Source organism: Streptomyces sp. NPDC043685 (genome assembly GCF_056436585.1).
The window spans coordinates 168011-192407 of the sequence record NZ_JBWKCH010000005.1 but is presented as its reverse complement, the minus strand read 5'-3'; the positions used below and the strand labels follow the sequence as shown (position 1 = coordinate 192407).

Annotated in this window: 21 protein-coding genes; 6 read left to right on the top strand and 15 right to left on the bottom strand. The window is 68.4% G+C overall.

The features are described from left to right. Window positions 1–113: 113 nt before the first annotated feature. Window positions 114–239 (top strand): hypothetical protein, encoded by a 126-nt coding sequence (locus AC0665_RS17825; protein WP_478705303.1) that lies wholly within the window; start codon window positions 114–116, stop codon window positions 237–239. A gap of 705 nt (window positions 240–944) precedes the next feature. On the opposite strand, the gene AC0665_RS17820 is transcribed toward AC0665_RS17825, so the two are convergent. Further along, window positions 945–1913 carry a PaaX family transcriptional regulator gene (locus tag AC0665_RS17820; protein WP_478705302.1) on the bottom strand — a complete coding sequence of 323 codons (969 nt, stop codon included), beginning with the start codon at window positions 1911–1913 and terminating at the stop codon, window positions 945–947. Between the two features lie 293 nt (window positions 1914–2206). On the opposite strand from AC0665_RS17820, the gene AC0665_RS17815 reads away from it, so the two are divergent. Then, window positions 2207–2416 (top strand): hypothetical protein, encoded by a 210-nt coding sequence (locus AC0665_RS17815; protein ID WP_478705301.1) that lies wholly within the window; start codon window positions 2207–2209, stop codon window positions 2414–2416. Between the two features lie 690 nt (window positions 2417–3106). On the opposite strand, the gene AC0665_RS17810 is transcribed toward AC0665_RS17815, so the two are convergent. The 5 genes from AC0665_RS17810 to AC0665_RS17790 all read right to left on the bottom strand — a co-directional run bounded on the left by AC0665_RS17810 (window position 3107) and on the right by AC0665_RS17790 (window position 8486). Further along, on the bottom strand, window positions 3107–4069 hold the full coding sequence (locus AC0665_RS17810) for a DUF6807 domain-containing protein (protein ID WP_478610062.1): 963 nt from the start codon (window positions 4067–4069) through the stop codon (window positions 3107–3109). Beyond that, complete coding sequence (locus AC0665_RS17805) at window positions 4066–5181, bottom strand: Gfo/Idh/MocA family protein (protein ID WP_478705300.1); 1116 nt, start codon at window positions 5179–5181, stop codon at window positions 4066–4068. The genes AC0665_RS17810 and AC0665_RS17805 overlap by 4 nt, the downstream gene beginning before the upstream one ends. An 88-nt stretch (window positions 5182–5269) precedes the next feature. After that, on the bottom strand, window positions 5270–6574 hold the full coding sequence (locus AC0665_RS17800) for an ABC transporter substrate-binding protein (protein ID WP_478610064.1): 1305 nt from the start codon (window positions 6572–6574) through the stop codon (window positions 5270–5272). Window positions 6575–6676: 102 nt separating this feature from the next. Beyond that, on the bottom strand, window positions 6677–7573 hold the full coding sequence (locus AC0665_RS17795) for a carbohydrate ABC transporter permease (protein WP_478610065.1): 897 nt from the start codon (window positions 7571–7573) through the stop codon (window positions 6677–6679). Further along, window positions 7566–8486 (bottom strand): carbohydrate ABC transporter permease, encoded by a 921-nt coding sequence (locus tag AC0665_RS17790; RefSeq protein WP_358311200.1) that lies wholly within the window; start codon window positions 8484–8486, stop codon window positions 7566–7568. The genes AC0665_RS17795 and AC0665_RS17790 overlap by 8 nt, the downstream gene beginning before the upstream one ends. 184 nt (window positions 8487–8670) lie before the next feature. Here AC0665_RS17790 and AC0665_RS17785 point away from each other — a divergent pair, with 184 nt between their 5' ends. Next, window positions 8671–9705, top strand: a complete 1035-nt coding sequence (locus AC0665_RS17785) for a LacI family DNA-binding transcriptional regulator (protein WP_478610066.1) — start codon at window positions 8671–8673, stop codon at window positions 9703–9705. Between the two features lie 142 nt (window positions 9706–9847). Here the strand turns inward: AC0665_RS17785 and AC0665_RS17780 are convergent, their stop codons facing one another. Next, window positions 9848–10558, bottom strand: coding sequence for a cupin domain-containing protein (locus AC0665_RS17780; RefSeq protein ID WP_478509036.1), 711 nt, complete (start codon window positions 10556–10558; stop codon window positions 9848–9850). A gap of 127 nt (window positions 10559–10685) precedes the next feature. On the opposite strand from AC0665_RS17780, the gene AC0665_RS17775 reads away from it, so the two are divergent. After that, window positions 10686–11327 carry an SGNH/GDSL hydrolase family protein gene (locus tag AC0665_RS17775; protein ID WP_478509035.1) on the top strand — a complete coding sequence of 214 codons (642 nt, stop codon included), beginning with the start codon at window positions 10686–10688 and terminating at the stop codon, window positions 11325–11327. Between the two features lie 67 nt (window positions 11328–11394). Here AC0665_RS17775 and AC0665_RS17770 read toward each other — a convergent pair whose 3' ends face one another. The 3 genes from AC0665_RS17770 to AC0665_RS17760 all read right to left on the bottom strand — a co-directional run bounded on the left by AC0665_RS17770 (window position 11395) and on the right by AC0665_RS17760 (window position 17749). After that, complete coding sequence (locus tag AC0665_RS17770; protein ID WP_478610067.1) at window positions 11395–13668, bottom strand: right-handed parallel beta-helix repeat-containing protein; 2274 nt, start codon at window positions 13666–13668, stop codon at window positions 11395–11397. 341 nt (window positions 13669–14009) lie between these two features. Beyond that, window positions 14010–16487, bottom strand: coding sequence for an RICIN domain-containing protein (locus AC0665_RS17765; RefSeq protein ID WP_478705299.1), 2478 nt, complete (start codon window positions 16485–16487; stop codon window positions 14010–14012). A 266-nt stretch (window positions 16488–16753) separates the two neighbouring features. Next, a complete protein-coding gene (locus AC0665_RS17760) occupies window positions 16754–17749 on the bottom strand; it encodes a LacI family DNA-binding transcriptional regulator (protein ID WP_478705298.1) in 996 nt (331 codons plus the stop codon). A 385-nt stretch (window positions 17750–18134) separates the two neighbouring features. On the opposite strand from AC0665_RS17760, the gene AC0665_RS17755 reads away from it, so the two are divergent. After that, window positions 18135–19142 (top strand): LacI family DNA-binding transcriptional regulator, encoded by a 1008-nt coding sequence (locus AC0665_RS17755; RefSeq protein WP_478610070.1) that lies wholly within the window; start codon window positions 18135–18137, stop codon window positions 19140–19142. A 156-nt stretch (window positions 19143–19298) separates the two neighbouring features. Here the strand turns inward: AC0665_RS17755 and AC0665_RS17750 are convergent, their stop codons facing one another. Further along, window positions 19299–19553, bottom strand: a complete 255-nt coding sequence (locus AC0665_RS17750; RefSeq protein WP_478610071.1) for a hypothetical protein — start codon at window positions 19551–19553, stop codon at window positions 19299–19301. A 106-nt stretch (window positions 19554–19659) separates the two neighbouring features. Here AC0665_RS17750 and AC0665_RS17745 point away from each other — a divergent pair, with 106 nt between their 5' ends. Then, window positions 19660–19986 (top strand): hypothetical protein, encoded by a 327-nt coding sequence (locus tag AC0665_RS17745; protein WP_478610072.1) that lies wholly within the window; start codon window positions 19660–19662, stop codon window positions 19984–19986. A gap of 189 nt (window positions 19987–20175) precedes the next feature. Here the strand turns inward: AC0665_RS17745 and AC0665_RS17740 are convergent, their stop codons facing one another. From AC0665_RS17740 to AC0665_RS17725, 4 genes are all read right to left on the bottom strand, one after another. Beyond that, complete coding sequence (locus AC0665_RS17740) at window positions 20176–21141, bottom strand: fumarylacetoacetate hydrolase family protein (RefSeq protein WP_478610073.1); 966 nt, start codon at window positions 21139–21141, stop codon at window positions 20176–20178. A 92-nt stretch (window positions 21142–21233) separates the two neighbouring features. Then, window positions 21234–22172, bottom strand: a complete 939-nt coding sequence (locus AC0665_RS17735) for a VOC family protein (RefSeq protein ID WP_478610074.1) — start codon at window positions 22170–22172, stop codon at window positions 21234–21236. A 10-nt stretch (window positions 22173–22182) separates the two neighbouring features. Further along, window positions 22183–23211 carry an amidohydrolase family protein gene (locus AC0665_RS17730; protein ID WP_478610075.1) on the bottom strand — a complete coding sequence of 343 codons (1029 nt, stop codon included), beginning with the start codon at window positions 23209–23211 and terminating at the stop codon, window positions 22183–22185. Then, window positions 23208–24347, bottom strand: a complete 1140-nt coding sequence (locus AC0665_RS17725) for an FAD-dependent oxidoreductase (RefSeq protein WP_478610076.1) — start codon at window positions 24345–24347, stop codon at window positions 23208–23210. The genes AC0665_RS17730 and AC0665_RS17725 overlap by 4 nt, the downstream gene beginning before the upstream one ends. Window positions 24348–24397: the final 50 nt, after the last annotated feature.

Genomic DNA, 24397 nt, shown 5'->3' with positions numbered 1-24397 from the left:
GGCGTTGACTTCGGAGACGTCCTTGGACTGGTTGCCGTTGTAGACGTCTTGGCCGCTGAGGTTGGCGAAGTGGGGGGCGGGGACAATGAAGCCGGCCTCGGCCAGGGGGGCGGATGATCGCCAGGGACTTCTGCGGGCTGCTGCTGAAGCCGTGCATGAACTCGCACACCGGGAAGACGCCCTGGGTGACGGGGGCGCTGGTGACCGGGGAGCCGCCGGGAGTGCCGGTGGCGGGGTAGTAGACGTAGGTGGTCCACCGGCGGTTGCCGCGGCTCCAGGCGCACTGACGTACTCCGACCGCGAACCGCTGGGTCGGGGCGGCGGCGCTCGCGGTGGCACCTGCGTGTCCCGTGCCGAGCAGGGACATGCCTACGCCCGCGGCTCCGACTGCACTCAGGGTCAGGAAACTACGCCGTTGCATGGTCATGAACACTCCTGGTGTGGGGGGTGCGGAGCGCTGCTCGGTCAGGTGCCGGGAAGAGGCGTCGGTGATGCCGCGGCGGTGAGACTGACCCAGGTGGTGGGGGAGTGGTCGTGGGGGTGGTCAGGTCGGCGAATCGCGCACGGTGGAGGACGTTCCGGTCCTGCGCCGGTGGTCATCGGTGTGGTGTGGCCTTGCGGGCGGAGATGCGGCGAGCCGCTGAACACCAACCCGTGACTCGTTGAGGGAGCGGCCCCTTCGCGCTCACCGCCCGCCTATCTGACGGGGAGGTGTTGATTCTGCGGAAACGGCGCAGGGGTGCCTCTCCTTCCACTCGTCGTGCTGCGCCTCTGGGAGCGTTCCCACATGTCTTGCAACAGGTACATTCCCGATCGGGTGCTGATCTGTCAATCATTGGCGCTCAACTCTGTTGTCTTCGACGCGCATTCGACAGATCGCAGGCGCATCAGGCGCGGTGTGACGTATTCGAGGCCCGCCCGGTCACGCTCGCGGCGGTCCGCCGTCAGCCGTGGCCGATACCCGCGCTCATGCCGGCGATCGTATGGGCCCTGATGTCGGGATGCGGTCCCTGGGCGAATCGGGTCACCACGGAGCGGACGTGGTCCTGGGCCGGCTGGAGGAGACCGTCGTACACCGCGACGCAGACTTCCCGTGCCCGTGACCGGGGCCAGCCGGGCGGCAGCAGCCCGATGGGGAGCAGCGGGTCCAGGATGGGGAAGTGCCGGTAGGCGTGCATGACTTCGGTCCGGGCGCGCACTGCGTCGGCACCGGTGACGCGATCGGCGCTGATGTGCGCGAGCAAGCCGCTCCAACGGTCGATGAAAGCCCGGTAGTGCTCGGCGATGCCGGGCAGGTCCCACGCCTGGACCGGGTTGCGGTCGACCTCCGTGTCCAGTTCCTGCTGCCGCGCGCGGAACACGGTCACCGCTCCCCGTGCCAGGTCGGCCACCTCGATCCGCCCCTTGGGGGTCAGGGGGTGCGGCGACACCCAGAGCGCGTCGTACAGCGGCGCGAATCCGCGCCAGCGCAGCGCGGTGCGCAGTGCGCGCCGCCGTGTGCTCTCCTGTTCCGGGACGGAGAAGGCGATCAGTGTCCACCGACCGTCCCATGAGTCGGGTTGGGTGGTGAAGGTGGCGATCGAGCTGGCGCCGCTCCACAGATCGACGGCGGCCCGCGACGTCAGCCGGTAGGAGCTGTACCGTCCCTGCCGGCTGCTCTCCAGCACCCCTCGGCGCATCAGCCTGCTGATCGTCGTACGGGCGGCACCCGCGGTCACGTGGAACTCGCCGAGCAGTGCCACGATCGCCGCCGACGGCAACCACGCCCGGACGGGGAACGTGTAGTCGGCGATCAATGTCACCGTGAGTCCCTGCGGCGAGACGTTGTTCTGCCAGCCGGGCGATCGCACGGGGCCGACGGCGCCGTCACCCTCGTCGGAGAAGATCTCCTCGAGGTGGGACAGGTTCGGCAAGGTGGGCTCCGGCGCGGTGGACAGGGTGGCATCACTGTAACGGTTGTGAAATCGCCGGGTGTGGCTCCGCCGCGATTGCTCCACCAGGCGGGATCCCCGCGCGAAGGCGACCGGCAGTGCCCGGGTGTGTGACACCGGTGTACTTGGAGGGTGACCGCAGCGAACGGTCCGTCGCTCTTGGTGACGACTCGTCACTACGACGAAGTGGAGGCGGCTCGGACAGGCAATGGTCGTCGCTAACGCGACCTCGCGCTCGCCGCCGCCCCCGTCGCCCAACCGTGCCGCTCAACTCCATGACAACGGGGGACGCGTACGCCGGACTGACCCCAGTGACGGCGAAGCCGGCGAAGGTGAGGGCCGGCGACGGCGCCATGACCGTGCTGACCAGCCCCGACCCACCGATCACCGCACCCCCGATGAGCACCCTCGGTGTGCCGCAGCGACGCCGAACCGCCTCACCGCACGAGCGGGTGCACGCCATGGTGATCGAGAAGCACGCGTAGATCAGGGCGCCGGCGGCCTCGCTGAGACCGCGCTCCCGCACACCGAACAGCGCCGACCGTTCCGCGGTCGCTCCTTCGGCCACCGAGGCACACGGAACCCACCACGCCGGACACCGTCGTCACGACGCGAGCGCCGGGCGCGTGGCACAGCCGGCCGGCGGGAATTCGTGCAGGAACCAGCGCAGCTTTGCCGATTGCGGTGTTCGGGGCCACAGGGCGCCATTGGTCGACCAACAGCTTGATATCCCGACTTGGGCCGTCCAGACATGACTTGGGCAGCTCGGGCGCGCGCGGAGCGACCCGGGCCACCGCCTCGGCATCGATCGGGTCGGACTTCCCGCGCTCCCCGGCCGAGCGGCGCTCGCCGGCCGTCAGGCGGGTGTGACCCGCACTACCGCGTGCCACAGTCGAGCAAGTCGGCCTCGCGCCGGCGGGTCATGTGGCGGCAGTCCTCGACGAGCCGGTGCCCAAGGCAGCAACGGGCGAAGGGTGACGCAGGCGGGGGCCGTCCTGCGTTCGAGTGGACCATCACCGCCGCCATCGTGCTCGTACGTGTCTGGTACTTCCTCGCTGACGTTCGCAGGCACTTGCGTCTACGGCGGTCGCAGCAACCGGGGTGGCGAGGAAGGCGTGCACTCCCTGGTGAGCGGGGAGTGCACGCCGGGGGTTTGCATAGCGAGCAGGCTCGGATCACTCCGTCGCGAAGGGCCCTGAAGACGATTCCGCGGCACGCGCTGACGACGTATCCGACGGTGTGAGCACCCGGCGTACCGCGTCGGCGAGTGCGGGAGCCGCGCTCGCCTCGGCATCGGCGATCCCGACACCGTAGCGGAACCGCACGGTCGCGCCGTCCTCGACGGTCAGTTCCTCGCTGAAGAACGGTGCCGGATTGAGGCAGGCGAACTCCTCGGTCCGGGCGAACCACTGCGGTGGGTGACTCGGGTTTGCCGTGTCGTCGAGCATGAGTACGAGCGACTGTGCGTCCGTCTCGTCGTGGCGGCCCGCGAAGCCCATCCACTCCATGCGCCGCCCACGCACCTCGTCGCCACCCATGCCTTCCTCGGTCACGAACTGTCCGCCGGTGAATGACCGCGGGCCACGCCAGAACAGGCCGCCGTAGCCGGCGTTCTCCCGTCCCTTGGTGGTCGGCGATCCCATGGCGACGTCCTTTCCGGAGACATTCGTCATCCGCGTCTCGAACGTCAACGCCCAAGCGTGCGGGGAGATCAGGCTCGCCCGCAGTGTCCGGCGTTCGGTGAAGAAGAGCGCGCCGGACTGGGTGGTCCAGTCCAGGTCGTGAGTGAACGTCGCCGCTCCGTCGGTCCTGTCCAGGTCGACCACTCGGCGGTGGGCCTGGGTTCCGTTGTTCTCCAGCTGGACGTAGAAGCGTCCGTGGATGTACGTGGGACCGCCCCAGAAGTTCTCCTCGCCGACGTGGGGCAGGGACCACGCGATGCCCTTGTGCCAGACGTGGTCGTGGGGACGGAACAGGCTGACCACCTTGCCGGCCCGGGTGCGCAGGGGATGGATGTAGGGCTTGGGGGATTCCAGCTGGACGGTGTCCGGCTGGTACACGTAGCGGAACAGCTCGGTGGCGCCGTCGCGCACCGTGACCGAGGTGCCGAGGTCGTGGCGGATCTCAAGAGCGTTCATACGAGGGCCTCCTTGACCGGTTCCCAGGGCACGGCGCCACCGTCCATGCTTTCCGCGAACGGGTCGTCGTCGGTCAGTTCGCCCGCGGCGATGCGGACACCGCGAAAGGCGGAGGCGTAGGTCGCCGCCGCGAACTCCAGCGTGCGCCGCGCGTCTTGCAGACAGACGCCGGGTTCCCGTCCGGTGTCCCACGCGTCGAATATCGCCTCGATCTGGACCCGGTGGCCGCTGGTGATGTCCGGTCCGTCACCGCGGGTCCAGAGCTCCGAGAGCTCCTCGTGGCCGGGGGCCGGCGTGAACCGCCAGTGTTCCTCGCGGTAGCCGTAGAGGTGCTCGAGTTCGACCGTGGCATGTTCGAAGTCGAAGCGCAGGCGCGAGGTCTCCCTGGGGGACAGCAGGGAATTGACCACCGTCGCGAGGGCTCCGTTGTCGAACCGGACGGCGGCGATCGAGACGTCCTCGGTGTCGGTGGGCCGGGTCTGGCGGTCGGCGAGTGCGGTGATCTGCGACCAGGGGCCGAGAACCGACAGCATCAGGTCGAACTGATGGATGCCGTGCCCCATGGTCGGGCCGCCTCCCTCGACGTCCCAGCGCCCCCGCCACGGCACCTCGAAGTACGCGTCGGGCCGGTACCAGAGGGTCTCGCAGGTGGCGACCAGTGGCCGGCCCAGGGCGCCGGACCGGGCCAGCCCTCGCAGGCGTACGGCCGCCCCGCCGTAGCGGTGCTGGAAGACGGTCAGGACCTTGGAGCCGGTCTGTTCCTGCACTGTGGCCAGCTGGTCCATCTCGCGCAGGCTCAGCGCCGTCGGCTTCTCCACCAGCGCGGTGACGCCGGCCCGCATCACCATGGACGCCAGGGGTGCGTGGGTCTGCGGGGGCGTACAGATGTGTACGAGATCGAGGTCTTCGCTCTCCAGCAGAGCCTGCGTGTCGTCGAAGACGTGCGGCACGGAGAATCGGTCGGCGAACTCGGCGGCACGGGTGGGGTCGACGTCGGCGACGGCGACCAGCCGGGCGCGTTCGGAGAGTTCGCTGAGGGCTTCGGCATGAGCGTGGGCGATACCGCCGGTGCCGATGATGGCCACGCGGTACGGCGGCCGGGGGCTTGGCATGGGTGTTTTCTCTCTGTTGGTTCCTGCCCCACTTCTCGTGGGGCCTCCCGGGGGCCGTGGGCAGCGGTGCCGGCCCCCGGGAAGGAGGTCACTTGGCCGCGTCGATCTCGCCCTGGAGCTCCTTGATGAAGGCCTTCGCGGCGGCTTCGGGAGAGGTCTTCTTGAAGTAGACCTCCTGGCTGTAGCGCTGCAGCTCCGGCTCGATACCGCTTCCGCCGTTGGGGGTCACGACCGGCGACTCACCCGGGGTCACGGCCTTCATGTAGTCGGCTGCCGCCTTGTCGGTCCCGGCCAGGCCCGGCTGGAGGTGCTTCAGCATCTCCTTGTTGGCGGGGATTCCGCGCTCCGTCTTGAGGATGTCGGCGGCCTTCTGGTCGTTGAGCATGAAGTTGATGAACGCGGCCGCCTCGGCCGGGTGCTTGCTCTGGCTGGAGACCGCCCAGTACATGGAGGGCTTGAAGAAGTTGGCCTTGGTGCTGCCGACACGAGGCATCTGCAGCAGCTTCACATGGGCGCCCGTGGCCTGCTGGATCGCGGTGATCTGGGTGTTGTACGCCCCCATCATGGCCGCCTTGCCGGTGGCGAAGCTGCCGGCGGTGACACCCGCGGTCAGGTCCTCGACCATCGTCGACGCCTTGACGCTGGCCCCCGAGGAGGTCAGGTCCAGACCGTACTTCCACATCCCGGCGAGCGTCTCGGGCTTCAACGAGACGTTGCCGTCCTTGTCGAAGAGGTTCTCACCGTGCTGACGCGCCCAGTACTTGACGTCGCCGGCGGAGAAGCCGGGCGCGCCGGCGGCACCATGGATCTTGCCGCCACTCTTGTCGGTCAGTTCCTTCCCGATCTTGGCGTAGTCGTCCCACGTCCATGTCTTGTCGTCGGGAACCTTCACGCCGTACTTCTTGAACAGGTCGGTGTTCACGAGGACGGACATGACGCCGACGCCGACGGGAAGCGCGTACTGCGTCCCGTCGACCTGGCCGGTGGCCAGGGCCTGGTCGTCGAACTGTGACGTGCTGAGGAGCTTCTTGGCCTTGCCGAGGTCGTAGAGCGCTCCGCGGTCGGCGTACGACGCGAGGTACAGCTCGTCCATCTGGACGACGTCGGGAGAGTCCTTGGCCGCGGTCGTCGTGGCGAGCGCGTCCCAGTAGCCGTTCCAGTCCTTGTACTGGCCCTTGACCGTGATGTTGGGGTACTTCTTCTCGAACGCCTTGATGACCTCGTCGGTGAGCTGGGCACGGGCGTCCGCTCCCCACCAGGTGGCGCGGATGGTGACCGGCTTGTCGCTGAGTTCGGATGCGGATTCGGTGCTGCCGCCGGAGCAGGCGGTCAGTACGAGCGAGAGTGAGGCGATCGCTCCGACCGCGACTCGTCTGAAGGGGCTGGGGTTCATGGGCTTGTCCTGACTCTGATGGGAGGGTCGGTTTGATGTCTGCGGTGCTCCCGAGCAGCCATGGCTCGGGCGCCTCCGCATGTCCGGCAGTGGCCCCCGCGGTTACTTGCCGCCGGTGGTCGCGATGCCGCGCAGCAGGAAGCGCTGTCCGGCGAGGAAGACGAGGAAGACGGGAACGAGCGACACGACGCTCATGGCGAACACCGAGCCCCAGTCCGTCGCGGTCTGCTGGTCGACGAACGTGCGCAGCGCGAGGGGCGTGGTGTACATGTCCGGGTCGGTCAGATAGATCAGCTGGGTGTAGAAGTCGTTCCAGGTCCAGATGAAGGTGAAGATCGCGGTGGTCGCCAGGGCCGGGACCATCAGCGGCAGGATGACGTGGAAGAAGATCCGCGCGTGCCCGGCGCCGTCGATCCGAGCCGCCTCGTCGATCTCGCGCGGGATGCCCCGGATGAACTGCACCATCAGGAAGATGAAGAAGGCGTCGGTCGCCAGGAACTTCGGCACGATCAGGGGCAGGAACGTGTTGACCCAGCCGAGCTCCGAGTACAGGACGTACTGGGGCACGATGATCACGTGGATCGGCAGCATGATGGTGACGAGCATGGTCGCGAACAACACGCGCTTCGCCCGGAATTCCAGCCTGGCGAACGCGTACGCGGCCAGCGAGCAGGCGAGGAGATTGCCGAGGATCGCACCGGTCACGACGATCGCCGAGTTGATCATGTAGTGGCTGAACGGTTGGGAGAAGGCGTTCCAGCCGTTGCTGTAGTTCTCGAGGCGCGGGTGCGTCACCGCGAGTCCCGCGCTGCGGAAGATCTGGTTGTTGGGCCGCAGCGAACTGGCGACCATCCACAGGACGGGGTACAGCATCGTCAGGGCGCAGAGAGCCAGCAGGCAGTGCTTGAGAGGGGCGCGCATCGCACGCCTGATCCGGCGCGTCGCGTGGGGGCGGTGGGCATGCAGCGTGCGGGGTACGGCTGCGGTGCGGTCAGTCATCGTAGAACACCCAGTACTTTGAGGCCCAGAAGTTGACGGCGGTGAAGGCCGCGACGATGAGGAGCAGGACCCACGCGAGCGCGGATGCGTAACCCATGTCGAAGTGGCCGAACCCGCGCTGGTACAGGTACAGCGAGAAGAAGAGGGTGGAGTCGGCGGGCCCTCCGGTACCGCCGGAGACCACGAAGGCCTGGGTGAAGGTCTGGAAGGCGTGGATGATCTGCAGCACCAGGTTGAAGAAGATGATGGGTGTCAGCAGCGGAATGGTGATGCTGCGGAACTGGCGCCAGTGCTTCGCGCCGTCGACGGAGGCCGCCTCGTAGAGGGAGGCCGGAATCTGCCGCAGCCCGGCGAGGAAGATCACCATGGGTGAGCCGAAGGTCCAGACGTTCAGGACGACGAGGGTCGACAGCGCCGTTCCCGGCTCCGAGATCCAGCCCTGCCCCTGGACACCGACGAGGGCCAGGGCCTCGTTGACCAGGCCGTTGGTCCCGAACATCGCGCGCCACAGCACCGCGATCGCCACGCTGCCGCCGATCAGTGACGGCAGGTAGAAAACGGAGCGGTAGAAGGCGAGGCCACGCACTCCCCTGTCCAGCAGCAGGGCGAGCCCCAGTGCCATCGCCAGTTGCAACGGGACGGAGACCAGCACATAGCTGAACGTCACCTGGAGCGACTTGTGAAGGCGCTCGTCGGAGAGCATGCGCGTCCAGTTGTCGAGTCCGCTGAACTGCGGCGGTTGCAGCAGGTTGTACTTGGTGAAGCTGAGGTACAGCGAGGCCAGCATCGGACCGAGAGTGATCCCGAAGAGCCCGATGAACCATGGCAGTAGGAAGAAGAACGCCGCCTTGTTCTGCTGGCGCGCGCCCCGTTGGGACCCGCGCAGCCGGCGTAGTTCGTTGATGGAGCTCACGGCACTGCTCCCTTGAGCGGCGGCATCGAAACACACTGGTGCGGGCCCGTCCCGGGCCCCGTGTGACCAAAAAAGTGATCGTTCACTCTTCGGGTTGCGAGGACCATAGTGAACGTTCACTTTTTCCGTCAAGAGTGTGTACTCTCTGATTTCCGGAACGTTGGCGGATGGGTGGGAGAAGCGGATGGACGGCGCTGACACGGCGCGACGACGGCCGACGATCACCGATGTGGCGCGGCTCGCCGGTGTGTCGCCCCAAACGGTGTCGCGGTACCTGCGATTCAACAGCGGACTGAAGCCCGCGACCGTGGAGCGGGTGGAGAGCGCGATCCGCGAACTGGACTACCGTCCCAACCTGGTGGCGCGGTCGATGCGCACGCGCAAGACCGGCCGGTTGGCGATACTCATGCCCGCCATGGCCTTCAACCCGTCTCGCATGCTGGCGGGTGCCAGCGCGACGGCGCAGGCTGGAGGGTTCTTCGTGGACGTCGTGAGTGCCGGGGGAGGCGTACGCGCGAGGAGCGAACGACTGCTGGAGCTCGCGGATTCGGGACAGTTCGAGGGCATCCTCTCCCTCGCCCCCGTGCTTCCCGCGGTGGAGAGCAAACTGCACCAGAGGACGACCGTGGTGATCTCGGCCGACTTCGACGACGAGATGCGTGGCATCGGGCAGTTGGCCGACGCCACGCCCGTGGTGCAGATGATCGAGCACTTGGCGGCGCTCGGTCACTCCCGGTTCCTTCATGTGGCGGGCGACGCGCACTTCGCTTCCGCGAGGGCGCGCAAGCAGAGCTATCTGGACACCGTCGAACGCCTCGGGGTCGAGTCCGTCGGGGTCTTCGACGGGGACTGGTCGGGGGAGTCCGGCATCGAGGCGATACGGTCGCTCCCGAGCCATGCGCGGCCGACCGCGGTGATCGCGGCCAACGACCTCGTCGCCGCCGGCGTCGTCCGGGGCGCCCGGGAGCGCGGCTGGGACGTGCCGGGCGATCTCAGCGTGACCGGTTGGGACAACGCCGGGGTCGGGCAGTTCATGACTCCGTCCCTGACCACCGTCGACGTGGAGCTCGAACACCTCGGCAGCAATGCCATGGCCAAGCTGATCGCGGGTTTGCGGGACACGGCGCCCGACACGACTGAGGACTCCCTGTTCCGGATCATCTGGCGGGAGTCGACGGCCGAGCCGCCCGCGACAGGTCCTCTCAGCCGCAGGCGGTGACCGAGGGAGCGCCGCTGCCGGAGTGGGCGCGGGGCAGGCGGACCAGGTCCGTCCGCTCTGTCCGCACCACCCATCCGGTCCGGCGTTGAGATGCGGGCCGAATCGGCCGTGAACGCCGCGCGGCCTCAGGCCCCCATCTCTATCAGTTCTCGTAGACGTCCAGCCGACCGCACATCCCGAACTTCCCGAGGGCAACGGGCTGTTCAACCCTCACGCCGGCATCCGCGAGGTGGGGGGCCTGCGCCCGCTCCAACCAGTCGAGCTGCGCCCCGGTGGCTGCGGCGGAGGCTTCGGCACCGCGTCGCCACCGCTCGCGCCACTCGGCGATGCGCGGCTGTACCAGCTCGGTGGCGGCCCGGTGGAACGCGGCCAGGGCCTGTGGCCCCTCGGCCGCGCGCAGCGCCCGGTAACCCTCCAGGGCGAGGTCCCGCCGGGCCCGGGCGACGCGCTCCTGCTCCTCCCTGGGCGCGTCGACGGGGATGGCGGTGGCTCGTGCGTACGTCTCCGGATCGGTCAGGTACTCCGGTGGCAGTGTGAGGACCGCGTCCCCTGCCTCCGGCAGCCCGCTGTTCTGCATCAGTACGGTGATCCGCAGATCACCCTCGTTGACCAGCCGGTGGATGGTGCCGGGCGTGAACCAGGCGACCGTACCGGCCTGGAGCGGAGTGACCTCGTACCCGGATGCGGTCAGCGTCTGCACGGCTCCACGTCCGCCGGTGACGACGTAAGCCTCCGAACAGGCCAGGTGCATGTGAGGGGTGCCGCCGCATGCCCCGTCGGCGGCGGGCCAGTCGTACACCGACAGATGTGAGATGGCGACGCCCCCGGGCAGGCCGGCATGCGTTGTGGTCATGATGTCAGAACTCCCTATTCGCTGTAGTAAGCGCTTTCTTAAATGTAATTTACGCACCCCTGGCCCAACGGGTCAATGCCCTGTTTAAAATCGTACTGCTGAAGAGTCGAGTGATGAGGAGATTGATGTGGGAACGGGTTTGGCGGGCAGGAGTGTCTACGCCTTCGGTGACAGTATCGTGTATGGTCACGTGTATCCGCGCAGTTTTGTGGACGTCGTTGCCGAGCGTGCTGGACTGACCCTTTCGAAATTCGCCCGGAACGGCGCGACCGTCGGCGCCGACCCGCATGCTTCCGGGGGGCAGATCCTCGCGCAGGTGGAGGAAGCCCCGGCAGCCGCACCGGACTTCATCCTCTTCGACGGCGGTACCAACGACGCCGAGTCGGTCTTCAACGGCCGGTATGGCGTGGGGACTTACACGGGTGAACTGGAGAAGACGCTGCGCACGATGAAGCGCAGGTGGCCTGCCGCCCACCTTGTGTACGTGGCCGCTCACAAACTCGGTTCGAGGGACTGGGGCACCCAGGTGGCACTCCGCGAGGAAACCTTGCGGGTTTGTCGGAACGAGAATGTCGCCATCGCCGATGTCTTCGGGGCCACCCCGTTCGACACACGCGATGATGTCCACCGGGCCACGTACACATTCGATGACCTGGTCGACGGAATGCCGGGTACAGAGGGGTCTGGAACGCACCCCAACATGGCGGGTATAACCACATTCTATGTGCCGGTGGTCACTGCCGGACTGGAACGGATATCATCCTGTTGATCAGGACGGAAATTGCTGCATCTCTGCCGGGCCGATATCGGCCCGGCAGAGATGATTTCTCACTTTTTCACTGGCCGAATCCGGTACCGCGCGAGATCTGGACGTCGTCCACATGCACCGCCCCGCGCTCGCCCCCGTTCGAGTACCACGCGATCTTCGCGATCCCCGGCATCGAGGTGCGGAACGCGGCGTCGTTCAGTACGCGCCGGCCGTCGATGTCCAGGTCGAAGCGCTGGTTCACGGTGTCCACGGTGAGCGTGACCCGGTACCACTTGCCGTTGGTGTACGTACCGATCACGGAGTCCGTCGTTCCCTGGTACGCGTGGATCTCGCCGCGGGCGAAGGCGACGCTGACGGCTGGGGCACCGCCGGCGTTGTACACGTAGGGCAGCCCGAACCAGCCGGCCTGCGTGTCGTTGCGCATCACCTGCGTGTCGATGGTCACCACGCCCTGCATCGGGGTGCTGAACAGCCGGGCGAGGTTGGTTCCGTCGGTGCCGCCGCCTTCGACGGTGCGGGTCAGCCGGACGCTCTTGTCGGTGGCGGACGGCGTCTCCACCACGGAGATGTCGTTGTTGGTCGAGATGACCCGCCATCCGTTCGTCCCGTCGGCGAGCGTGCCGGTCGCCCGGCCGTCGAACGTGTCCGTGAACGCGATGTTGGGCGCGCCGCGTTCGAAGGCACCGATCTCCGGGCCGTTCCCGATCGGCACAAGATCACCTGCGTAGTCGAGGCCGCTGTTGCCGGTGACCGTGGCACCGGCGTCGACGAACACCGATCCTGACTGGAGCGCGAAGTTCGCCGCCGTGCCGAGTCGCGTGCCGTTCTCGTCGCCGTAGGGCCCCGTGACGGAGGGATTGACGAACATCGGAGCGCCGATCTTGCGCGCCGCGTCGGACGTGGGCACGGTCGTCATGTTGGACGAGTACCCGTTGTTGTTGTAGATGATGGTCGACTGCTGTTTGAACTCGGGCGCGGACTGGCTGGAGACGAACAGGTTGTCGGTCAGCGTCACCTTGCCGGAGACGCCCCCGGTCACCATGGACGTCGAATCGGTGTTGGCGAAGGTGTTGTTGTAGACGTTCGCCACCGTGCCCGTCGTCTGCGACATGTGGAGGTTCCACCGCGTGCTGCCGGTGATGACGTTGTAGCGGAGCACCACGCTGCCGAACTTGACGTTGGAGTTGCACCCGCAGAGCAGAACACCGTCGCCGTTGTCGTGGAGGTAGTTGTACTGGAACACCTGGTTGGTGGTGCCGATGTCGGGGTCCAGGGCATTCTGGTCGGCACCGCCCGACGAGAGGTGGGTGCCCATGATCTCGTTGTGCTGGACGGTGACGCTGTCGGCCATGTTGGTCTCGACACCGGAGACGCCGACCCGGTCGATCACGTTGCCTTCGACGAGTCCGCCCCGGACGCCGGTGAGGTAGATGCCGTTGCAGCCGTAGGGGGTGTTCGCCTGCGTGATGTAGTTGCCGCGGAAGGTGACGTCGGTGTACGGGGTGAACGCGGGGTCGGTGGCCGTGGCGCGCTTGCCCCAGCCGGTGAAGACGGCACCGGGCGCGTCCCCGGCGTACTGCTTCGTGACGATCCCGCTGAACGAGGTGTTCTTGATGGTGGAGTTCTCCACCGTGATGCCGTCGAGCACCGTGGGGGCGCCGGGCGCGGTGATGTCCTGGACGCCGGTGAGGAAGGCGATGCCGCCGGTGTCCTTCGAGCGGTCCCAGCCCTGCTGGAAGGTGATGCCCGGCTTGTTGTCGGCGGTGCTGCCGCCGACCCACTTGACCTCGCCGGTGACGTCGTGCACGTCGACCGAGTCGATCACGAAGTGGTGCAGGGTCTGGCCGTTGTCACCGTGCACGCCGATGCCGCGGAAGTCGCCGAGTTTCGAACCGTCGGTCGTCCCCGTGGGCACCGCGTTCGACACGTCGAGGTTGCGGATCTCCCAGTACTGCTGGTTGTTCAGCCGCACCGCGTCGGCGACGGTGCCCTGGCCGGCGATCTTCGGCTTGGCGCCCGTTCCGTAGCTGTCGATGGCGATCGGGGCGCCGTCGGTGCCGGACCCCTTCGGCCACAGCTGTCCGGTCCAGCTGTCACCGGACTCGAAGCGAATGGTGTCGCCTGGCTGGAACGTCTTCGAGTTCACCTTGCTCAGCGAGCGCCAGGGCGCGCTCGTGCTGGTTCCGGCGTTGCTGTCGTTGCCGGTCGCGCTCACGTAGTACGTCGTGCCCGCGGCGAAGGCCCGCTGCGCGGGGATGAGCACGATCGACGCGAGCACGACGGCCAGCGCGCACAGTGCGGCGGCTGTCGCTCGTGACACAAGTCTTCGGTTGACGGTCATGGTCCTCTTCTTGTCGTCCGTGGTGGTGAGGTACTGGCTCCTGTGATGACGCGTCCGGTCGTGACGTCGCGTGACGGCTCGGGGCGCAGGCAGTCGGGGGCCGTGCGGGGGACGCCCCCCGACGGGTGCCCGAGGACACGGGTGTGGCGTCCGGCCTGACATGGTGGAAAACGTATTCCGCGCAGTGTGCCCAGCGGCGATCGAGTGCGTCAAGGTTTCGAGCAGATGAACGCGTGGACGTGACGCAGGGGCCCTTCGGCTCAAGGCTCCCGGCACATGGGCGGGGCAGGCCGGCGGTCCGGGCCCGCCCCGCCCATGGGTTCGGTCTGATCCTCAGCTGGTCACGAGACCTTGACCAGCTTCCACCGCTGGTTGTTGCTGCCGTTGGTGAACCACTGGTCGATGGGTGTGCCGTCGGTGGTCTGAGCCTTGTACACGTCGGCCTTGTACCCGTTCGAACGGGACTCGATGGTGTAGCTGCCGCTGCCGGCCGGGGCGATCAGCCACTGCTGGCTGACGCTCCCGCTGGGGGTCCCCAGCTGCAATTGGGCGCCGGGCCAGGTGGAGGCCGCGTTGATGTCGAGGGCCTGGCCGCTGGCGACACCTGTGATGGTGAGGTAGCCGCTGCTGGTGTACGCCAGCTTCCACTGCTGGCTGGTGCTGTTCTGGTCGGTCTTCTGGACGATGGGCGTGCCGTCGCTGGTTCCACCGTTGGAGGCGGTGATCGCCTTGCCGGTGCCGACGCTGACGATCTTGTAGGTGCCGGACAGGTCGCTGACCGGTTCGTGGGTGATGGACAGGTTGGAGTATTCGACGGGGTAGTAGCCGGCCGTGCCCAGGCCGACCAGGCCCGCACCGTAGCTCGTGTCGGTGACCGTGCCGACGGTGGTGCCGTCGATCTTGGCGGTGATGGTGCTGTCCTGGAAGGTCAGGGCCAGCTTGTGCCAGGTGCCCGTGCCGGGCGCGGTGACGGTGCCGCTGGCGAGGGTGGTCCAGTTCCACGAATTGGTGACGGTGGTGCCGGTCTTCAGCAGCGACCAGGCTCCGGTGTCGGACAGGCGCAGGTGGTAGGCGTTCAGCCCGGTGCTGAACTTCGTCTGGGTGCCGACGCGGCCGAGGAGCTCGGCGGAGCTTCCGCTGTTCTCCAGCAGCACATCGGAGCTGACCGTGTAGTTGCTCCAGGCGATGTCGCCCATGAGGGTGTAGGGCTGGACGTCGTTCGAGGCCGGCGCCCACCAGATGATCGGCTTCATCGGCGCGGTCTGGCGCAGGCACTGGCCGCTGCGGCCACCGGTGCAGGGGGCGGCCTGGAAGGCGCCGTTCATCGAGGCGAAGTACTTCGCCTCCTGCCCGGTGCTGTAGCCGGCGAAGGAGTCCGCGTACGGCATGGAGAGCCGGTTGCGGGCGGGAGTGGTGGTCGTTCCGGCGCCTTGACCGGTGGTGGTGGTCACGGTGTAGACGCGACCGGGTCGCAGGGTGAGGGTGTACGTGCCGCCGGCGGAGGTCAGGTCGCTGCCCTGCACCATGCGCGGGGTGGCGCCGCCGGGCTGCGACAGGTCGGTGGACCACACGTGCAGGGTGCCGCCGGGCAGACCTCCTGCCACGTTGAGGGTGACCGTCTGGGACGCGGTGGCGTCCATGGTCTCGTAGACGGTGCTCCAGGCGCTCTTGTCGGGCGCGGCGTAGCTGACGTAGCTGCCGTTGGCACGGTCGCCGCCGAGGTAGCCGGAAGCGGTGTCGAGGTACTTCCAGCCGGGCGCGGTGAACTGTGTGGTCTGGGCGATGGACCAGGCGGTGCGGGACACGCTGTAGGCGCCGGTCCAGGGCTGGTTGGCGGTGATCAGGCCCTGGTCGTGAAAGAAGAGGTTCTGATAGTCGGAGGCCACCATGGGCCAGTTGATGTAGGCGCTCATCTTGGCGTCGAGGTAGCCGCGGTTGATGGCGCGGGCGACCGGGGCCGCCCCTGTTTCGGCGTTCTCCGAGCCGTTCTCGCTGGCCCAGATCGGCTTGCCCAGCGACTGGGCGTCGGCGGAGGAGGAACAGGTGGTCATCGCGGACTGGTACATGCAGGGGTAGTGCGCGCCGGCGATGTCCACGGCGTTGTACAGGGTGCTGCTGTTCTTCATGCCGGTGGCGATGTTCCAGGTGGTCTCGTCGCCGCCGACCAGCTTGGTCGAGCCGTAGCCGTTCGCGGCCATGGCCGACTTCAGGGTCTGGTAGAACCAGGCGCTGTACGTCTTCTCGTTCCGGCCGCCGATGTAGTCGATGGTCAGGCCGTGCTGCTTGGCGCAGCCCAGCCAGTCGATCATGTAGTCCACGCCGTCCTGCGTGTAGAAGTCGCCGTTGCCGATCCAGCCGGGGGCGCCCCAGGCCAGGGCGAAGAGCTTGATGTTGGGGTTGCGGGCCTTGGCCTGCTCCATCACCCACCACTCGTAGCCGGCGTCGCAGTCGATGTCGCCCCTCGTGTGCTCGAAGCTGATCTCGGAGCCGTCGGTGGAATTGACGTCGCCGCCGACTTCGACCTTGAGGATCTGCAGGGCCGCGCCGTATCCGGGCTTGAACAGGTAGTCCAGGATCTGGTTGCGCTGGGTGGCCGGGTAGTCGACCAGCAGGCGGGTGTTGCCACCGCCACCGCTGATCGCACCCACACCGTCGAAGGTACGTCCACCGCTGGTGCCGTCGACGGTGATCGCCGTGTCGGTGGCGGCGTACGCGGGCGACAGTGCTCGGCCGGTCAGCAGAGCCAGTCCCATGAGCAGGACGGCCAGGGCCGCCAACCGTCTGGTGTGCCTTTCAGGCAGCCCTATGACGTTGTGCACGGGAGATCCTCCTAGGAGGGAGTGCGGGTGTGGGTGTGGCTTGCACTGAGACTCGGTGCGGGGCCGTCGCATGGATCGCGGAGGCGGAGCCCGCCCGGTGGAGGAGTCTCTTTCTCAGCGGGAAATCGTATTCCGCGCAGTGTGCCTGTCCGTGATCGAAAGCGTCAAGCGTCGGTCGGCGGGTAAAAACGCGGCTTTGACGGGACAGGTTCCGGTGGCCCGAAGGCGCTGTGCGCGTCGGCGGGAGTGCTCGGCTCAGGGGCGGTTCAGACGACGCGGATCGCCGTGCTGTCGCGCACCACGACCTGCCCGCGCATCATCAGATGCTCTGCTTCCGTACGGTCCGCGAGCGCGAGGCGGACCGCCTCGGCACCTGCCTGCGCCAGCGGCAACGACACGGTCGTCAGCCGCGGTGTCACGTCGATCGCGAGCTCGATGTCGTCGAAACCGGTCACCGAGACCTCGTCCGGCACCGCCACCCCGGCAGTACGGAAGGCGGACATCGCGCCGATGGCGATGGTGTCGTTGGCGGCGAGGACCGCGTGGGGCGGCTCCAGCCCCTCGGCGAGCAGCCGCCGCGCCGCGTCGAACCCCCCCTGGCGGTTCACCGTGCAGTGCGAGATGCGGATGTGCCGCTCCTCGATGCCGCCGTGGCGGAGACCGGCGATGAAGCCCGCGGTACGGGTCGAGACGTTCCCCTGCCCGCGCGCGCCAGCGAGGATCGTCACGTGCCGGTGCCCCGCCCCGGCGACGTAGATGGCCAATTCCTTCGCGGGGCCGTGATTGTCGAAGCTGATGGAGTCGAACGGCATGTCGGTGTCACCGACGATCACGACCCGGCCGCCCTCGCGTTCGTAGCCGAGCAACTCGTCGAACAGGCGCCCGTCGAGGGCGTTCGTGTCGAGGCGGCTCGAGGTCAGAATGAGCGCACGCGGCCGCAGAGCGCGCTGCAACCTGACGGTTTCGAGCTGCCGCTCGGCGGTGCCGTGGGTCGACGAGACGGTCACGAACGCACCTGCGTCGCGCGCTCGCCGTTCCATCGCCGCGGCGACCATTCCCATCGACGGGGTCGTGAGATCGTCGCCGACGACCGCGATCGAGTCGTTCGCGCGCCGCATCGCCCGGGCCGCGGCGTCCGCGGTGTAGCGCAACGCGGCCGCGGCGGAGACGACCCGCTGCCTGTATTCCTCAGCGACCGTCCGGGAACTGCCGCCCAGCACTCGCGACGCGGTCGAAACCGACACACCGGCGGCCGCCGCCACGTCACGCAGGGTGACGGTCGGCCTGGCTGAATGGGGCATCGCGCCGTCCTTCCCGCATCACGAAAACGAGCCGCCGTCGACGCTACCCGAGGCTGTCCCCGGCCAGGCCGCCGAGGTGTGGACGAAAGTGCCGGCGGCCGACTCGGGAGACGGTTGCCGGACCGACTCGGGAGACGGTCGCCCGGCTCGAAGGCGGTCGCGTCGGCCCGGTTGGATTCCTCACGGCATGTGCGGCGCAGTGAGCGCCCCGGCCTGCGGAGTGACCTTCGGTAGTGATTCCGCGACTTCCGGGCGCTGGGCGGCTCGGTGCACAATGTGCGGCATGGAAGAGGGAGCGGCAGCGCCTGTACGGCGTCGCGGGGAGGCCGTATCCGAGGGGCGCCAGGTGACCCTGCATGATGTGGCGCGGACAGCGGGCGTCTCACAGGCGACGGCGTCGCGGGTGCTCAACGGCAGCGTCCGCAACGTCCGGCAGGAGAACGTCGACCGTGTGCTCACCGCGGCCGCGGAACTGGACTATGCACCGCACCTGTCCGCCCAGGCGATCGCGCGGGGTTCGACGAACATCGCCGCGCTGGTCGTCAGCGGTGTCGACGACCCGTACTTCTCCTCCATCGCGGCTGGAGTGACGCAGGCAGCCGAGGTCGCCGGACTCATCGTGACCATGGCGGTCGCGGACCGCTCCCCGGAGCGGGAACTCCAGATCGTCGGGACGCTTCGCGGCATGCGCCCCCGCGTCATCATCATGACCGGCAGCCGCGTCGACGGCGCCGATGCCCGCGACGCACTCGTCGAGGAGCTCCACGCCTACCGGGAAGCGGGCGGCAGCGTAGTCCTGATCAGCCAGCACGACCTGCCGTTCCACACCGTCAGCATCGACAACTACGGTGGAGCGCGGCAGCTTGCCCGCGCGCTGGTAGGGCTCGGCTACCGGCGGTTCGCGCTGGTCCGCGCAGGATCCGCACTCAGGACGTCCCGTGACCGGTGCAGCGGTTTCGTGGAGGGCCTGCGCGAGTTCGGCATCGGCGTCGACGAACGGTTGGTGGTGGAAGCCGAGTTCAGCCGCCGAGGGGGTTGTGCGGCGGCACGGGAGCTCGTCCGGCGGGGACTGGACGGCACGGAACTCGTCTTCGCGGTCAGCGACGTCATGGCGATCGGTGTGATGACCGCACTCCGCGACGCCGGGTTTGTCCCTGGCCGGGACATCGCCGTCGCCGGCTTCGACGACATCGGCCCGGCGGTGGACGTCGTCCCGGAGCTGACGTCCGTGACCGTTCCACTGCGGCAGGTCGGGCTCCTCGCGATGGAGCTCGCGCTCTCCGACGATGACTCCTCGCGGATCGTACCGGTCGACACGAACGTCGTCCTGCGGGCAAGCACACCCCCTCGCTGAGCGCGTCGGCTGATCGCGTGGTGAGCGGCGGCTGTCCGGCCCCGAGCTGCTCCGCGGCCCGGTCGACGCCCTCGTGGCGGGCGACGGTCTTCCGGCCTGCCGAGCGCGCCGAAGCCGATGAGCACGGCACCGTCCTCGGGAGAAGCCCTGCTCGGATCAGAGCACGACGTCGAGCCGCGCCGGGCGGCGGACCATGACCAGGCCCGGAGCGGGCTCACGGCGACAGCCGGGAGCGAGCCGCCGTTCGGGGAAGCGCTCCAGCAACTGTTCCTGGAGGACGCGGGACTCCAACCGGGTCAATGGTTCGCCGAGGCCGCTGTGGATGCCGTAGCCGAAGGTCATCGGAGTGGTCTGTCCGTCGAGGACGTCGGTCACGATGTCGCGGGCGCGTGCTTCCTGCTTGCGGAGCACGGCGGGAGCGAACCAGCGCCTGGGACGAGCGCAGGGCCGTGTGGTCGGGCGGGCCCAGCGTGGTGATGGCAGGTCGGCTGTCGTGCCACCACTTGCCATGGCGAAGGTGTCGACCGACGAGCACCTCTCTCTCGTCCTGCTCGACGCGCTCCACCGTGTGGTTGACCCGCAGGACTCCCTTGGGCAGCGCGTCGAGCAGCCGCTCGTACAGCTCGGGGCGCAGCAGGCCGACGAAGCCGCCGCCGTAGTCGCGGACAACCTGTTCCGGAAGGGCCGCGCGGACCCGGCGGCGCCCGCGGGCGTTGCGGAACTCGGACGTACAGGGCGCACCCAGGTCCTCGGTGTTCACTCCGAGCAGCCCGAGTGCCTTGATGGGCGGCGGCCACAGGTTGAGGATGTTGCCGGCGGGTCTGGCGTGTCGTGGCCGGCCTGATGCACGGAGAGTGCGGCGGCCATGCCACCGGGTCCGGCGCCGATGACGGCGACGCGGCCGCTCTGGGCGGGAAGCTTCTTCATGGTGGATTTCCTCAGCCTTGGTCGTCGTTGACCTGGTGGTCGGTGAGGGCGGGCTTCTCCCCTACAGGGTCGGTGCCCGGCCAGGAAGCTTTGGGGTGTGCGCGGTTCACGGGCGCGTTCGCGGGCGCCTACGGGCGCGAGGGACGGCCACCGGTTCGGCACCGGGTACCACGGTGTTGGAGACGGTGCCGATGCCTTCGACGGTGAGGGTGACGGTGTCGCCGGGCTTGAGCGGCGGCGGGTTCTGGCGGCCGCGTACGCCCCAGAGTTCGGCGAGGCAGCCGCCGTTGCCGCAGGTGCCGGAGCCGAGTACGTCGCCGGGGCGTACCCAGGTGCCGCGGGAGGTGTAGGCGGTCATCTCCTCGAAGGTCCAGCTCATGTTGGACAGCAGGTCCTTGCCGACGACCTCGCCGTTGATCTCGGCGGTCAGCGCCAGGCGAAGGAATCCGTCGCTGTCGCGGTAGGGCTCCAGTTCGTCCGCGGTGACGAGGTGGGGGCCGAGGGTGGTGGCGGTGTCCTTGCCCTTGCAGGGGCCGAGGTTGACCTGCATCTCGCGGGACTGGAGGTCGCGGGCGGACCAGTCGTTGTAGATGGTGTAGCCGATGATGTGGTCGCGGGCCTGCTCGGGGGTGAGGTCGCGGCCCTCGCGTCCGATGACCGCGGCGACTTCGAGTTCGAAGTCCAGTGCCTGGCTGGCGGGCGGCACGGGGACGTCGTCGTGAGCGCCGATGACGGCGTAGGGATTGGTGAAGTAGAAGGTGGGCGCGTCGTACCAGGCGTCCGGGGCGCCCGAGGCTCCGTCGATGCTGCGTCGTACACCCTCGACGTGTTCCTCGAAGGTGACGAAGTCGCGTACGGACGGCGGTTGGAGCGGCGGCAGCAGTCGCACCTCGGAGACGTGCGGCCCGCGCGGCACGTCCGGGCTTGTGTTGCCCGCCTCGCGCAGCGCCTCGGGACCGGCCTGGATCAGATCGAGAAGCGAGGCTCGGCCGGGGCAGGGGTAGAGGACGCCGTCGTCCTGGACGGTGGCGAGACGGCTGCGGCCGTGCTGTTCGTACGTGGCGAAACGCATGGCATCCCTAGGGAGCTGGGTGGGTTGGCCCAGGCCGGGGGCCCGGCGGCATGGCGGGCGGGGGAGTGCGCCGAGCCCCCGGGATCAAGGGGTCAGACCGGCGGAGCGACGAAGACGCCGCGATCGACGTCGTTGAGCATTTCCTTGGCGACCATCTCGTTCATCGGGTTGGACGTGCCCCACTGGTCGGCGTTCTCGGGCTTCGTCAGGTCGTAGATGTGCGGGTGCCAGGTGTCCTCGTCCAGCTTTTCGAGCTCGGTGGTGTACTCCACGGTGTTGCCGTGCGGGTCGAGGAAGTACGTGAAGGTGTTGTCGCCCGCCATGTGGCGCCCCGGGCCCCAGATCTTGCGGGCGCCGGAGCGCATCACGCGGCCGGAGCCGCGCATGTACTCGTCGATGCCGCGCATCTCGAAGGAGAGGTGTTGCAGGGAGGTGTGCGGACCGCTGGCGATGGCCATGGAGTGGTGCTGGTTGCTGATCCGCATGAAGTGCATGACCTCGCCCATGTGCGGCAAGGCCATCGTGTCGGACAGCCGGAAGTCGAGGTGCTGCTCGTACCAGGCGCGGGTGGCGTTGATATTGGGGGAGTTCAGGACGACGTGCGAGAGACGGACCGGGATGGACTCCTTCTCCTCGATACGACGGTGCCGGCGCGCCTCGACGTCGGCCGAGACCTCGATGGTGCGGCCGTCGATGTCGAAGAAGCGGAAGCCGTAACCGCCGCCGGGGGTGTCGACCTTGCCCGGCTGGGAGATCAACCGCACTCCCCCTGAGAGGAGTTGCTCGGCGAGTGAGTCCACGTCGACGGGGTCCGCCGCGCCGTAGGAGATGAGGTCGAGGCGCTTCTCCTCGGCCTTGCGCAGCCGGACGATGTACTGCTCGGGGGAGCCCTCGGCGGCGAGGAAGGAGATGCCGGAGTCCTCGGCGACCTTGGTCAGGCCCCAGACGCCGGCGTAGAAGTCGAGCTGCTTGTCGTAGTCCGGCACGGCCAGGTCGACGTGCCGCAGATGGGTGAGCAGACGGTTGGTCATGTCGGGCTCCTCAGGTGAGACGCAGCAGCGCTGCCGCGTTGCCGCCGCGTACGGCGTGGAAGTGGGGGGCGGGCAGGTCCGTGACGTCGCGCAGAGCACCGAGCGGGTCGTCGGTGCCCATGTCGAAGGGGAAGTCGGAGCCGAGCAGCACCCGGTCGGGGCCGGCCACACGGATCAGCTCGCGCAGGACGTCCGGGTCGTGGACCAGGGAGTCGAAGTACAGCCGCTTGAGGTAGCTGCTGGGCGGGTGCGCGCAGCCGCGGGTGTCGGTGCGGGCGAGCCAGGCGTGGTCGGAGCGGCCGATGTGGGTGGGCAGATAACCGCCTCCGTGGGCGGCGACGATGCGCAACCCCGGGTGCCGGTCCAGGACTCCGGAGAAGATCAGATGGGACAGGGCGACGGCGTTCTCGGTCGGCTGGCCGACGGTGTTGGACAGGTACCACCGGTTGAGGCGCTCGTCGAGCGTGCAGCCGAAGGGATGCAGGAAGAGGATCGCGCCGGTTTCCTCGGCCCGTGTCCAGAACGGCTCGTACGCGGGGTCGGACAGTTCGCGTCCCGGCGCGTGGCTCGATATCTCGACACCGCGCAGTCCCAGGCCGAGGGCCTGTTCGAGGGCTTCGACTGCGAGGCCCGGGTGCTGGAGCGGGACGAGGCCGAGGCCGTGCAGCCGCTGCGGGGCCTGGGCGACGTGCGCGGCGGTGCCCTCGTTGGCCAGTTCCCACACCCTACGAGCCAGGTCCTCGTCGGCCCAGTAGTGGTAGTGCGACGGAGACGGCGAGACCAACTGGACGTCCACCCCGGAGGCGTCCATCGCGGCGAGCCGGGCCTTGACGTCGGTCAGCCTCGTGAAGCGGTCGCGGAACATCGGGCCGCTGACCGCGATGGCCTCGGGGCCGTTGCGGCGGGCGTCGAGATCGCGGGCCGCGGTCAGCCCGGGGTGTCCGGCGACGGCGTCCTCGACCGGCGGCAGCAGGACGTGCGCGTGGACGTCGATCGTGGGTGCGCTGTTCCGGGAACTCACGGGGTTCACGGCGTTCACGGGGTCACCTTCAGGACGGACATCGTGCGGCCCATCAGACCGGGTGCGTCGGCGTCACGGACGCCGTCCAGCTGCCACTGACCGAGTTGCACGGATGCTTCGACCACCATGCGGACACGGTCGATCCGGCGTTCGTAGAAGCCGGTCAGGAGGGCGTCGAGGGAACTCCAGTCCCGCTCCTCACTCAGCATCTCGGCCAGGACGGAGGCGTCCTCCAACGACATGGCCGCGCCCTGGGCGAGCGTGGGGGGACAGACATGGGCCGCGTCACCGATCAGGACGACCCGGCCGCGGTGCCAGGAGGCCTCGACGAGCAGCCGCTCGAACCAGGTGTAGTTGACCTCGGCCGGGTCGGTGATGCTCGCGGCGATCTCCGGCCACGCACCCCCGTAGGGCGCGGCCAGCCGCCGCATCTCGTCCGCGTACGAGGCCGGGTCGATGGAGGCGCGGTCGCGGTTGGCCTCGACGAGGTAGGCGTAGAGGGTGTTCTTGCTGGTGGGGCAGTAGCCGGCGATGTAGCAGGTTCCGCCGTAGGCCAGGTCCATGCGCTCCACGCCCTCGGGGCGGGGCGCGGGGACGCGCCAGATGGCCATGCCGGTCGGTTCGGGATGGTCGCTGATGCCGATCATCGCGCGCGTGCGGGAGCCGACGCCGTCAGCGGCGATGACGAGGTCGTAGCGGCCCTCGGTGCCGTCGCTGAACCGGGCGGTGACGCCGGACGCGTCCTGGACCAGTTCCTCGGCGGTGGTGCCGAGGCGTACCGTCGCGCCGCTCTCGAGGACGGCCTCACAAAGGATCTCCTGGAGCCGGGGCCGCTGCATGCCGAAGATCGGGGGCAGGTCGTCCCCACCGGTGCGGATGTCCTGCTGGACGTGGAACACGGTCCCGTCGGGCGCGGCCAGACCGACGGCGTCGACGGCGCAGCCGCTCTCCCGGACCTTGTCCCACACGCCGACTTCGCGCAGCACGCGCAGCGCGTTGCCCTGGAGGGTGATGCCGGAGCCGAGCACGTTCCAGTCGGGTTTGGCCTCGATCAGTTCCACGGTGATGCCCGCCCGCCGCAGCAGCACGGTCACGGCGTTGCCGGACGCGCCGCCGCCTATGACGAGCACGGTGCGGGGGCGGGGATCGTTCATGGGTTCTCCCTGAGATGGTGCCGTGTGACTGCGAGCGGCAGAGGGGGTGT

Bases quoted from the DNA above. Each gene is read 5' to 3' on its own strand.
- AC0665_RS17825 (WP_478705303.1), top strand. From the start codon at position 114: ATGATCGCCAGGGACTTCTGCGGGCTGCTGCTGAAGCCGTGCATGAAC.
- AC0665_RS17815 (WP_478705301.1), top strand. From the start codon at position 2,207: ATGACAACGGGGGACGCGTACGCCGGACTGACCCCAGTGACGGCGAAG.
- AC0665_RS17810 (WP_478610062.1), bottom strand. From the start codon at position 4,069: ATGAACGCTCTTGAGATCCGCCACGACCTCGGCACCTCGGTCACGGTG.
- AC0665_RS17805 (WP_478705300.1), bottom strand. From the start codon at position 5,181: ATGCCAAGCCCCCGGCCGCCGTACCGCGTGGCCATCATCGGCACCGGC.
- AC0665_RS17800 (WP_478610064.1), bottom strand. From the start codon at position 6,574: ATGAACCCCAGCCCCTTCAGACGAGTCGCGGTCGGAGCGATCGCCTCA.
- AC0665_RS17795 (WP_478610065.1), bottom strand. From the start codon at position 7,573: ATGACTGACCGCACCGCAGCCGTACCCCGCACGCTGCATGCCCACCGC.
- AC0665_RS17785 (WP_478610066.1), top strand. From the start codon at position 8,671: ATGGACGGCGCTGACACGGCGCGACGACGGCCGACGATCACCGATGTG.
- AC0665_RS17780 (WP_478509036.1), bottom strand. From the start codon at position 10,558: ATGACCACAACGCATGCCGGCCTGCCCGGGGGCGTCGCCATCTCACAT.
- AC0665_RS17770 (WP_478610067.1), bottom strand. From the start codon at position 13,668: ATGACCGTCAACCGAAGACTTGTGTCACGAGCGACAGCCGCCGCACTG.
- AC0665_RS17740 (WP_478610073.1), bottom strand. From the start codon at position 21,141: ATGCGTTTCGCCACGTACGAACAGCACGGCCGCAGCCGTCTCGCCACC.
- AC0665_RS17735 (WP_478610074.1), bottom strand. From the start codon at position 22,172: ATGACCAACCGTCTGCTCACCCATCTGCGGCACGTCGACCTGGCCGTG.
- AC0665_RS17725 (WP_478610076.1), bottom strand. From the start codon at position 24,347: ATGAACGATCCCCGCCCCCGCACCGTGCTCGTCATAGGCGGCGGCGCG.